Origin of the sequence: Streptomyces sp. NPDC127190 (genome assembly GCF_042672505.1) — a bacterium.
Lineage (GTDB): Bacteria > Actinomycetota > Actinomycetes > Streptomycetales > Streptomycetaceae > Streptomyces.
The window spans coordinates 511212-522392 of record NZ_JBHXVE010000002.1 but is presented as its reverse complement, the minus strand read 5'-3'; the positions used below and the strand labels follow the sequence as shown (position 1 = coordinate 522392).

Below are 11181 nucleotides of genomic sequence, written 5' to 3'. Positions count from 1 at the left end.
CGGGGTCGGCGCGCCCCTGTCGGTCGTGCGTTTCTACCACCCCCCCGCCCCCCCCGGGGGGGCCCCCCGGCCGCCCCCCCCCCCCCCCCCTCCTCGGTGGTACCGCGTGGCGTCAGACCTTCAGCGGCTTGATCGACGTCGGCGCGTGACCGGGCTCGGTGGCCAGGTCCTCGAACTCGGAGATGTCACTGATGTCCATGGTCCTGCTCATGGAGATGTTGGTGATGCGCTCCAGGATCGCCTCGACGACGACCGGCACCCGGTACTCGGCGGCCAGCTTCTTCGCCTGCTCGAAGGCCGCGCCCAGCTGCTCCGGCTCGGTGACCCGGATCGCCTTGCAGCCCAGGCCCTCGGCGACCTTGACGTGGTCCACGCCGTAGACGCCGATCTCGGGCGTGTTGATGTTCTCAAACTCCAGGTTGACCTGGAAGTTGATGTCCAGGCCGATCTGCGCCTGGCGGATCAGGCCCAGGTAGGCGTTGTTCACCAGCACATGGACGTACGGGATCCTGTGCTGGGCGGCGACCGCCAGCTCCTCGATCATGAACTGGAAGTCGTAGTCGCCGGAGAGGGCGACCACCGGGGCCTCCGGGTCGGCCTTGGCGACGCCGATCGCGGCCGGGATGGTCCAGCCCAGCGGGCCGGCCTGGCCGCAGTTGATCCAGTGGCGCGGCTTGTACACGTGCAGCATCTGCGCGCCGGCGATCTGGGAGAGGCCGATGGTGGTGACGTACCGGGTGTCCGGGCCGAAGGCCTTGTTCATCTCCTCGTACACGCGCTGCGGCTTCATCGGCACGTTGTCGAAGTGGGTACGGCGCAGCAGCGTCGCCTTGCGCTCCTGGGTGGAGGCCACCCACGCGGAGCGGTCGGGGAGTTTGCCCGCGGCCTTCAGCTCCTTCGCGACCTCGATGAACAGCTCCAGCGCGGCCTTGGCGTCGGAGACGACCCCGTAGTCCGGCGGGAAGATCTTGCCGATCTGGGTGGGCTCGATGTCGACGTGCACGAACTTCCGCTCGCCGCGGTAGACGTCGAGCTTGTAGCCGGTGTGCCGGTTGGCCCAGCGGTTGCCGATGCCGAGGACGCAGTCCGACTCCAGGAAGGTGGCGTTGCCGTAGCGGTGCGAGGTCTGGACACCGACCATGCCGGCGTTCAGCTCGTGGTCGTCGGGCAGCGCGCCCCAGCCCATCAGGGTCGGGATGACCGGGGTCTGGGTCAGCTCGGCGAACTCGACCAGGAGGTCGGCCGCGTCGGCGCCGATGACGCCACCCCCTGCCACGATGACCGGGCGCTCCGACTCCAGAAGAAAGGTGATCGCCTTCTCGATCTGGGCGCGGGTCGCGGCCGGCTTGTAGACCGGCAGCGGCGCGTACGTCTCCGGGTCGAACTCGATCTCGGTGAGCTGGACGTCGATCGGCAGGTCGATGAGGACCGGGCCGGGGCGGCCGGAGCGCATCAGGTGGAAGGCCTGCTGGAAGACGCCCGGGACCTGGGCGGCCTCCAGGACCGTGACCGCCATCTTCGTGACCGGCTTGGCGATCGACGCGATGTCGACGGCCTGGAAGTCCTCCTTGTGGATCACGCTGGTGGGCGCCTGGCCCGTGATGCACAGGATCGGGATGGAGTCACCGATGGCCGAGTACAGGCCGGTGATCATGTCGGTGCCGGCCGGGCCGGAGGTACCGATGCAGACGCCGATGTTGCCCGGCGTGGTGCGGGTGTAGCCCTCGGCCATGTGGGAGGCACCCTCGACATGGCGGGCGAGGGTGTGGTTGATGCCGCCGCCCTCCTTGAGGGCCTTGTAGAACGGGTTGATCGCCGCGCCCGGCACACCGAAGGCGTCGGTGACGCCCTCGCGCTTGAGGATCTCAACTGCCGCGCGGGCAGCGGTCATACGGGCCATCGAGTACTCCTGCTTCGGCTGTCGGATGCGTACTCCCGTCGCGCCCCGCGGTGAGCACAGTCTCCAGAGTCGACCACTTCCGCATTACTTTCGCATTGCGGAAACTAATTTCTACTATCTGGAAGCAATGTAGGAGGCGTGGGCGGACGCCGTCAAGGGCGTTCCACCGCCGACGGGCCCGCCAGGACAGGGGAAGTGGCGGACAACAGGGGGGCGGCAGGAGGACGATGTGAGCGTCCCTGTGTGCCGCCGTGGGAGTGGGTGGGCCATGCCCGAGTGCGTACCGGTGCGCTGCCCGGTCTGCCGGCGCGAGCACCTCTACGCCGCGCCGTCCTATCCGTGTGTCTGCGGCGCCCCCACCGCCCCACGCCTGGACCCCGCGGGGCAGCCGGCCGTGGCCGAGCACCGCGCGTGGGACGACGAGTGGCTCACCGTGCCGTGCGCGGCCTGCGGGCACCCGGGCCAGTGGCCGCACCCGGAGCTGGGCTGCCCGTGCGGCACGGTGCTGCGCATCCCGGTCGCCGGTGCGGCCGCGGCCCCCGCCCCGCCCCCGGAACCGGAGCGCCCCGCGCCCCGGCCCCCCTTCCAGCCCCGGCCCGTGCGGACCGCCCGGGACGCGGTCACCACCGCCGCGCTCTATCTGCGCTGGCTCGGCTACCGGGACATCCGCCGCGCCGACCAGCGGCCGCCGCACGGCATCGGGCTCGCCGCCCGCGGACTGCTCGCCCAGGTGGACCCGACCGTACGGCCCGCCGCGCCCCGGGACGTGGAGTGCCTGTGGCTGACCGCGATGACCGAGTCCGCGGGCTGTGTGTACTTCTCCCTGGCCGGCTACACCGACGCCGCGCGGGCCCGCGCGGGCGGCCTCGGGATACCGCTGTTCGTCCTGGACCTCGCGGGTGTGCCGCAGCCGGTGAACGACCCGGCCGAGGCGCTGCACACCGAGGGCGCGCCGGAGCCGCAGACGCGCACGAGGGACGGACACCGCTGAGCGGCATCCGTCCCTCGTCCCGTCGCGCCGGGCTCAGTCCCGGTAGGTCTCGCGCAGCTCCACCTTGCGCACCTTCCCGGACACCGTCATCGGGAAGGAGTCGAGGATCCGCAGCCGGCTGGGGATCTTGTAGTGGGCGAGCCGGCCCTGGCAGAAGGCGTGCAGCTCCTCCAGGGTGAGCGGGTCGGCCGCGTCCTGCGGGATGACGCAGGCGAGCACCTCCTCGCCGTACTTCTCGTCCGGTACGCCGACGACCTGGACGTCCCTGATCTTCGGATGGGCGTAGAGGAACTCCTCGATCTCGCGCGGGTAGATGTTCTCGCCGCCCCGGATGATCATGTCCTTGATCCGGCCGACGATCTCCACATAGCCGTTCTCGCGCATCGTCGCGAGGTCCCCGGTGTGCATCCAGCGGCCCGCGTCGATCGCCTCGGCGGTCTTCCCGGGCTCGTCCCAGTAGCCGAGCATCACGCTGTAGCCGCGGGTGCACAGCTCCCCCGCGGTGCCGCGGGGCTGGGTCACCCCGGTCGCCGGGTCGACGATCTTGACCTCCAGGTGCGGCAGCACCCGGCCGACGGTGGCGGTGCGGTGTTCCAGGTCGTCCTCGATCCGGGTCTGCAACGACACCGGCGAGGTCTCGGTCATGCCGTAGCAGATGGAGACCTGCTCCATGTGCATCTCGGCGACCACCCGCTTCATCACCTCCACCGGGCAGGGCGAGCCCGCCATGATCCCGGTGCGCAGCGAGGAGAGGTCGTACGACGCGAAGTCGGGGAGGTTCAGTTCGGCGATGAACATGGTGGGGACGCCGTACAGGGACGTACAGCGCTCCCGCTGCACCGCCTCCAGGGTGGCCTTCGGGTCGAAGGACGGGGCCGGGACGACGATGCAGGCGCCGTGCGAGGTGGCCGCGAGGTTTCCCATCACCATGCCGAAGCAGTGGTAGAAGGGGACCGGGAGACAGACCCGGTCCTGCTCGGTGTAGGCGATCAACTCCCCCACGAAATAGCCGTTGTTGAGGATGTTGTGGTGGGAGAGGGTGGCGCCCTTGGGGAAGCCGGTGGTGCCCGAGGTGTACTGGATGTTGATGGGGTCGTCGCAGGACAGCTCCGGGTAGCGGGCCTCCGGCGTGGCCCGCGCGAGCAGCGCCGGCCAGCTCGGGTCACCGATGTAGACGACCTCGCGCAGCTGCGGGCAGCGGCCCCGGACCTCGTCGACCATCGCCCGGTAGTCGCTGGTCTTGTGGCTGAGCGAGGCGAACAGCAGGGAGATCCCGGCCTGGTTCAGGACGTACTCGACCTCGTGGGTGCGGTAGGCCGGGTTGATGTTCACCATGATCGCGCCGATGCGGGCGGTGGCGTACTGGACCAGGACCCACTCGGCGCAGTTGACCGCCCAGATGCCCACCCGGTCGCCCTTGGCGATCCCGGAGGCGAGCAGCGCCCGCGCCAGCTCGTCCACGTCGGCGCCGAACCGCGCGTAGGTCCAGCGCCGTCCCGTGGCCACCTCGACCAGCGCCTCGCGGTCCGGCCATCTCTCCACCGCCCGGTCGAGGTTGGCGCCGATGGTGTCCCCCAGCAGGGCGGTGCTGCCGGTGCCATGCGTGTACGACAGCGGAGTGGTCACCGGAAGTCCTCCTCGCGGTACTCGTGCGCCGAGCCCGCGGCCGTGGCCTCGCGCAGCTCGATCCGGCGGATCTTGCCGGAGACGGTCTTGGGCAGCGCGCCGAACTCCAGCCGCCGGATGCGCTTGTAGGGCGCGAGCACCTCGCGGGAGTGCTCGAAGAGGACCTTGGCGGTGTCGGCGCCGGGCTGCCAGCCCTCGGCGAGCACGACGTACGCCTTCGGCACGGCGAGGCGCAGCTCGTCCGGCGCGGGCACGACGGCCGCCTCCGCCACCGCCGGGTGCTCCAGCAGGGCGCTCTCCAGCTCGAAGGGGCTGATCTTGTAGTCGGAGGCCTTGAAGACGTCGTCCGCGCGGCCGACGTAGGTCAGATAGCCGTCCTCGTCGCGGGAGGCGATGTCGCCGGTGCGGTAGTAGCCGCCCGCCATCGCCTCCGTCGTACGGTCCGGGTCGCCGTGGTAGCCGGCCATCAGGCCGACCGGGCGCTCGGAGAGGTCGAGGGCCAGTTCGCCCTCGGTGGCGCCGGGGGCGCCGGAGACCGGGTCGAGGAGTTCGACGCGGAAGCCGGGGCTCGGGCGGCCCATGGAGCCGGTCTTCAGCACCTGGCCGGGGCTGTTGGAGACCTGCACGGCGGTCTCGGTCTGCCCGAAGCCGTCCCGGATCGTCACCCCCCAGCCGCGCCGGACCTGTTCGATCACCTCGGGGTTGAGCGGTTCGCCGGCCGCCACCGCCTCGCGGGGCGGGGTGCGCAGCTGGCCGAGGTCGGCCTGGATGAGCATGCGCCAGACGGTCGGCGGGGCGCAGAAGGTGGTGACACCGGCCCGGTCCATCTCGGCCATCAGGCGGGTCGCGTCGAACCGTGTGTAGTTGAAGACGAAGACGGTCGCCTCCGCGTTCCACGGCGCGAACAGGTTGGACCAGGCGTGCTTGGCCCAGCCGGGCGAGGAGATGTTCAGGTGTACGTCACCCGGCTTCAGGCCGATCCAGTACATGGTGGACAGGTGCCCGACCGGGTACGAGGTGTGGGTGTGCTCGACCAGCTTGGGGCGGGCGGTCGTACCGGAGGTGAAGTAGAGCATCAGCGGGTCGTCGGCCAGGGTGGGGCCGTCGGGGAGGAAGTCGGCCGGGGCGGTGTAGGCGTCCTCGTACGGCTGCCAGCCGTACTCGGGGGAGCCGCCGACCGCGATCCGGGTGTAACCGCCGGGCACCTCGGCGAACTTGGCGGTGTCCTCCGTCCGTACGATCACATGCTTCACCCGGCCCCGGTCCACCCGGTCGCGCAGGTCGGCGGGGCCGAGCAGCGGCGTGGCCGGGATGACCACGGCGCGCAGCTTCATCGCGGCCAGCGCGGTCTCCCACAGCTCGGCCTGGTTGCCGAGCATGACCAGGATGCGGTCCTCGGCGGCGACGCCCTGCTCGCGCAGCCACCGGGCGACCCGGTTGGAGCGCTCGGACAGCTCGGCGAAGGAGAGCCGGGTCTCGGTGCCGTCCTCCTCGACGAGGTGCAGCGCGGTCCGGTCGTTCCCGGCGGCGATCGCGTCGAACCAGTCCAGCGCCCAGTTGAAGTGCCCGAGCCGGGGCCAGGTGAAGCCCTGGTAGGCGGTGGCGTAGTCCTCTCTGTGCGTCAGGAGGAAGTCCCTGGCGGTGCGGAACGACTCGGTCGCCGTGCTCATGCGTGATTCTCCTTGCTCTTCCGGACCATTGCCGGGCGGCTCTCTGGCATCGTCTAATCCGTGATGCAGGTCTCACTACCCCCGAACGGGGGTGTGGGAAGCCGAAGGAGCGACACAGGTGACGGCAGACGCGGCGGGGGCAGTGGAGATAGGCGGTGCGCTGGCCCGGCTGCGGCGGGCCACGGGGCTTCCGGTCGCCTTCGGCGGGCTGGTGGAGCCGGGCCGGCCGCAGATCCGGATCAGCGAGCTGAGCGGCACCACCACGGCCGCGCTGCGCTCGCTCGCGGTGATCTCCGGCAGCGGGCTGGGCGGCAAGGCGGTGGCGCTGGCCCGGCCGTGCGCGGTGACCGACTACCCCAGCTCCCGGCAGATCAGCCATGAGTACGACGCCAAGGTGGCGGCCGAGGGCATCCGCTCGGTGGTCGCGGTGCCGGTCGTGGTGCGGCGCCGGGTGCGCGGGGTGCTGTACGGCGCGCTGCGCTCGGCCCGGCCGCTCGGCGACCGGGCGCTGGACGCGGCGGTGGCGGCGGCGCGGGACGTGGAGCAGGCGCTGGTGGTGCGGGACGAGGCGGAGGCGCTGCTGACGGCGGCACGGCCGGGGGCCGGCGGTCCGGCGCACGCCGCCGCCCTGGAGCAGGTGCGGGAGGCGCACGCGGCGCTGCGGGCGCTGGCGCCCCGGATAGCCGACCCGGAGCTGCGGGCGGAACTGCTGGCCGCCTGCGGGCTGCTGGCGGCGCCGCGGCCGGCCGGTGCGCCGAGCCTTGCGCCCCGCGAGCTGGACGTGCTGACCTGGGTGGCGGCCGGGGCGACCAACGCGGCGGTGGCCGAGCGGCTCGGTCTGGGTACGGAGACGGTCAAGGGATATCTGCGCTCGGCGATGCGGAAGCTGGGCGCGCACACCCGGGGGGAGGCGGTGACCGCGGCCCGGCGGGCGGGACTGCTGCCCTAGCCGCCGACTCCTGGGGAAACGCTTTCATTCATGCAGAGACGCTTTGAATTTCCCTATGCCTGACCGGTTGTTATTTCCCTCACCACGGCTTCCGTCCGAATTTCAGGGATCGTTGCCTAGAATTTGGCCCGAACACGACACACGAGGGGAGCGGTGAAGTGCGACGGGACTTCCAGGAGCCTGCCAGGTGCCGCTCCGACCTGGTCATCGGCCGCGAAGAGCTGTTCGCGGGCGCCCGTGCGCAGCTCGCCTCCGGCGGCAGTGTGCTGCTCCACGGCCCGGCCGGAATAGGGAAATCGACCATTCTGCGGGCCTTGACCGAGGAATACGCCGCGACCGCGCACACCGTCTTGCGCTGCTCGGCCACGGAGTCCGAATCCCACCTTCCCTTCCTGGCCCTGGCCGACCTGCTCGGCCTGGTCCTCGACGAGGTGTCGCCGCGGCTGCCCGCCGCCCAGCGCACCGCCCTGGAGTCGGCGCTCACCGGCCGCGGTGAGTCCAGCCTCCAGCGCGACGGCCTCGCGCTGCGCCTCGCGGTCCTCTCCGCGCTGCGGGCGCTCGCCACCGCGGGCCCGGTGCTGGTCGTCGCCGACGACCTCCAGTGGCTGGACCCGGCCAGCGCCGAACTGCTCGGCTTCGCCGCCCGGCGACTCGGCGGCACCCCGGTGCAACTGCTGTGCGCGGTACGCACCGAGGGCCAGGAGAACCAGGAGTACGACCGTCATCTGCGCGCCTGCCCGCCGGACACCCTCGGGGTCCGGCTGGGCCCGCTGTCCCACGCCCAGGTGGCCCGGCTGCTGGACCACCGCGGCCACGGCGGCCTGCCCCGCTCCACGGTCCGCGAGATCCACCGCACCAGCGGCGGCAACCCGCTGTTCGCGCTGGAACTCGGCCGCGCCCTCGCCGAACGGCCCACCCCGCCCCGGCCGGGCGAGCCGCTGCCCGTGCCCACCAGCCTGCGCGCCCTGGTGCTCAGCCGGCTGGACATGCTCTCCGTCGAGGCCCGCCGCACCCTGCTGGTGGCCAGCGCCGGCGCCCGCCCCACCATGGCCCTGCTGCACGCGGCCGGCCGGGAGAACGCCGAGGCGGAGTGCGCCCAGGCCGCCGAACTCGGGCTGCTGGCCACCGAGCCCGACGCCCCCGCCGTACGGTTCGCGCACCCCCTGATCTCCGCCGCGCTGTACGCGGAGGCCCCGGCCCATGAGCGCCGGGCCGTGCACACGGCGCTGTCCACCGCCGCCTCCGACCCGATCGAACGCGCCCGGCACCTGGCGCTGGCGGCCACCGGCGCCGACCCCGAGGCCGCCGCCCGGCTCGCCGAGGCCGCCGCCCTCGCCCGGGACCGCGGGGCCCCGTCGGTCGCCGCCCAGCTGGGGCTGCTCGCCGCCCGGCACACCCCCGCCGACGCCGCGCCCGGCCAGGCCGAGCGCCGGCTCCAGGCCGCCGAGGACGCGATCACCGCCGGCGAGCTGGACCTGGCCCGGGACATCGCCCGGGAGGTGTTGAGCCGGACGGCGGTGCCCGCCGACCGGGTGCGCGCCTGGATGATCGTCATCGACAGCGCCGGGCACACCATGGCCGAGGTCGACGCGGTCTTCCCGCAGGCGCTCGCCGACGCCGGCGACGACCCGCGGCTGCTCGCCCTGGTCCACTACCAGCTGGCCTGGCGGGCGCTGATCGTGGCCGGCGACTTCACCGAGGCCCGGCAGGCCGCCGCGCACGCCGCCGAGCTGGCGGCGCGCGGCGGCGACCGGCGCACCGAACTGCTGTCGCTCGCCTTCCAGGCCCAGACCGAGACCCTGATGGGCCACCCGGACGCGCCCCGCACCATCAGACGCGCCCTGACGGAGCCCCAGGACCCACGGGTCGCCTGGCACCACAACGGCGCGGGCAGCGCCCGGTTCCGCTGGCTGGTCATGAGCGACCAGCTGACCGAGGCCCGGGCGACGGTCACCGCGCTGCTGCGCGAGGTACGGCGGCGCGGCTCGGTGGAGAGCGAGGTGCACTTCCTGCGCGGGCTCGCCGAGACCGAGCTGCGTGCCGGGCACTGCGGGCGCGCCCTGGAGCTGGCCCGGGAGAGTCTGCGGCTGGCCCGGGACTCCGGGATCGGGGAGACCGCCTCGGCGATGCTGACCTCGCTGGCGGAGGCGTCCGGCGGCGATGTGGACCGGGCGCTGGTCCTGGCCCGGGAGGCGGTGGCGCACGCCGAGGGGGACGGCGACCAGATGTACCTCTCGCGGGCCCTGGGCGCGCTCGGGTACGCCCAGCTGGTCGCCGGGGATCCGGCGGGCACCGTGCGCTCGCTGCGCCGGGTGCGCCGGCTGGAGCTGGGCCTCGGCATCACCGACCCGGCGCGCGGCCGCTGGCAGGGCGATCTGGCGGAGGCGCTGGTCCGGATCGGTGAACCCGCGGAGGCGCAGGACGTCATCGACGCGAGCCGGGAGCACGCGCTGCGGCTCGGCCGGGAGAGTGTCCTCGCCGTGCTCGACCGCGCCGAGGCCCTGGTGCGCGCCGCACAGGGCGACACGGAGGCCGCCGTCGCCCAGCTGACCTCCGCTCAGGACCGGCTCGGCAAGCTCGGCTACGGCCTGGAGGAGGCCCGCGCCGCGTTCGCGCTGGCCCGGCTGCGCGGCCGGCGCACCGGTCCTGCCGGGTACGACGAGGCCACCCGGATGTTCCGCCGCTGCCGGGCGCTGCCCTGGCTGCGCCAGGTGGACGAGGCGCTGAGCGCCCCCGAGCCGGAGCCGGAGCCGGTACCGGCCGCGCCGGGCCCGCTGGACGCACTGGCGGTGCTGGCCGCGATGGAGCGCCAGGTCGCGGCGCTGGTCATGGAGGGCGCCACCAACCGGGAGATCGCCGCGCGGCTGTTCATCAGTGTGAAGACGGTGGAGGCGACCCTGACCCGGGTCTACCGCAAGCTGGGGATCCGATCGCGGGTCGACATCGTCCGATTGGCGGCGGGTCGGCGCGCGCCCTGAGCGGAGCCCTTGTTAACTGAACCGGACCGAGGGTTTTCCCTCACCCAACCCCCTAGGGGGTTCCCTCATTGGGAGCCAAGGGTGCCGGGTCCTAGCGTAAGGGGCGTGCCGCTCGCCCGGGCATACGGGGGTCGGTCCCGCGACCCCCGTGTACAACCCCCACACCCGCGCGAACCCCCACCGGTGCAACCCCCACTGAGGAGACTCATGTTCGGGCTCACACGTGCCAGAAAGACCGCCGCGACCCTGGTGGCGACGGCCGCCGCCGCGGCGACCGCGCTGCTCGCCTCCCCCACGGCGAGTGCCGCCCCTCAGCCCATCGTCGGCGGTACGACCACCACCACCGCGGCGTATCCGTTCGTCATGCAGATCACGGACGCCTCCGGGAACCAGTTCTGCGGCGGCACCCTGGTGTCCGCCACCAAGGTGGTGACCGCCGCGCACTGCATGGCCGGCGAGTCCCCCAGCAGTGTCCGTGTGGTCGGCGGCCGTACCTATCTGAACGGCACCGACGGCACGGTGAGCAGGGTCAGCAAGATCTGGGTCAACCCGGACTACACGGACGCCACCAACGGCAACGACGTGGCCGTCCTGACCCTGTCGACGTCGATGCCGTACACCCCGGTGTCGTACGTCTCCTCGTCCCAGACGAGTGTGTACGCGGCCGGCACCACGGCCCGGATCCTCGGCTGGGGCACCACCTCGGAGAACGGCAGCTCCTCCAACCAGCTGCGGACCGCGACCGTGCCGATCGTGGCCGACTCCAGCTGCCGTTCCTCCTACGGTTCGGACTTCGTCCAGTCCGACATGGTGTGCGCCGGATACTCCTCCGGCGGCGTAGACACCTGCCAGGGCGACAGCGGCGGTCCCCTGCTCATCGGGGGCGTCCTGGCAGGGATCACTTCCTGGGGCGAGGGGTGCGCGGAGGCGGGTTACCCGGGTGTCTACACCCGGCTGACCACCTTCTCGGACCTCGTGACCGCGCAGGTCCACTCGTGACCCGGAAGAAGGACACCTGAGCCACACCCTCAGGTAGATGCCAGGGGGGCGTTGCGGGCCACCACGAG

General features: G+C 72.5%; 7 protein-coding genes. 4 read left to right on the top strand and 3 right to left on the bottom strand.

The genetic code is table 11. The features are described 5' to 3' along the window. Nucleotides 1–112: 112 nt before the first annotated feature. On the bottom strand, nt 113–1900 hold the full coding sequence (gene gcl / locus ACFVIU_RS05530; RefSeq protein WP_385840791.1) for a glyoxylate carboligase: 1788 nt from the start codon (nt 1898–1900) through the stop codon (nt 113–115). A gap of 268 nt (nt 1901–2168) precedes the next feature. Here gcl and ACFVIU_RS05525 point away from each other — a divergent pair, with 268 nt between their 5' ends. After that, on the top strand, nt 2169–2891 hold the full coding sequence (locus tag ACFVIU_RS05525; RefSeq protein ID WP_385840790.1) for a hypothetical protein: 723 nt from the start codon (nt 2169–2171) through the stop codon (nt 2889–2891). A gap of 33 nt (nt 2892–2924) precedes the next feature. Here the strand turns inward: ACFVIU_RS05525 and ACFVIU_RS05520 are convergent, their stop codons facing one another. Continuing rightward, nucleotides 2925–4517 carry an AMP-binding protein gene (locus ACFVIU_RS05520; protein WP_385840789.1) on the bottom strand — a complete coding sequence of 531 codons (1593 nt, stop codon included), beginning with the start codon at nt 4515–4517 and terminating at the stop codon, nt 2925–2927. Beyond that, complete coding sequence (locus ACFVIU_RS05515) at nt 4514–6187, bottom strand: AMP-binding protein (RefSeq protein ID WP_385840788.1); 1674 nt, start codon at nt 6185–6187, stop codon at nt 4514–4516. Before ACFVIU_RS05515 ends, ACFVIU_RS05520 begins: the two co-directional genes overlap by 4 nt. 118 nt (nt 6188–6305) lie before the next feature. Between ACFVIU_RS05515 and ACFVIU_RS05510 the strand changes: the two genes are divergently transcribed. From ACFVIU_RS05510 to ACFVIU_RS05500, 3 genes are all read left to right on the top strand, one after another. Then, complete coding sequence (locus ACFVIU_RS05510; RefSeq protein WP_385840787.1) at nt 6306–7136, top strand: response regulator transcription factor; 831 nt, start codon at nt 6306–6308, stop codon at nt 7134–7136. Between the two features lie 158 nt (nt 7137–7294). Continuing rightward, complete coding sequence (locus tag ACFVIU_RS05505; RefSeq protein WP_385840786.1) at nt 7295–10114, top strand: ATP-binding protein; 2820 nt, start codon at nt 7295–7297, stop codon at nt 10112–10114. Nucleotides 10115–10321: 207 nt separating this feature from the next. Further along, on the top strand, nt 10322–11113 hold the full coding sequence (locus tag ACFVIU_RS05500; RefSeq protein ID WP_385840785.1) for a S1 family peptidase: 792 nt from the start codon (nt 10322–10324) through the stop codon (nt 11111–11113). Nucleotides 11114–11181: the final 68 nt, after the last annotated feature.

Bases quoted from the DNA above. Each gene is read 5' to 3' on its own strand.
- gcl (WP_385840791.1), bottom strand. From the start codon at position 1,900: ATGGCCCGTATGACCGCTGCCCGCGCGGCAGTTGAGATCCTCAAGCGC.
- ACFVIU_RS05525 (WP_385840790.1), top strand. From the start codon at position 2,169: ATGCCCGAGTGCGTACCGGTGCGCTGCCCGGTCTGCCGGCGCGAGCAC.
- ACFVIU_RS05515 (WP_385840788.1), bottom strand. From the start codon at position 6,187: ATGAGCACGGCGACCGAGTCGTTCCGCACCGCCAGGGACTTCCTCCTG.
- ACFVIU_RS05500 (WP_385840785.1), top strand. From the start codon at position 10,322: ATGTTCGGGCTCACACGTGCCAGAAAGACCGCCGCGACCCTGGTGGCG.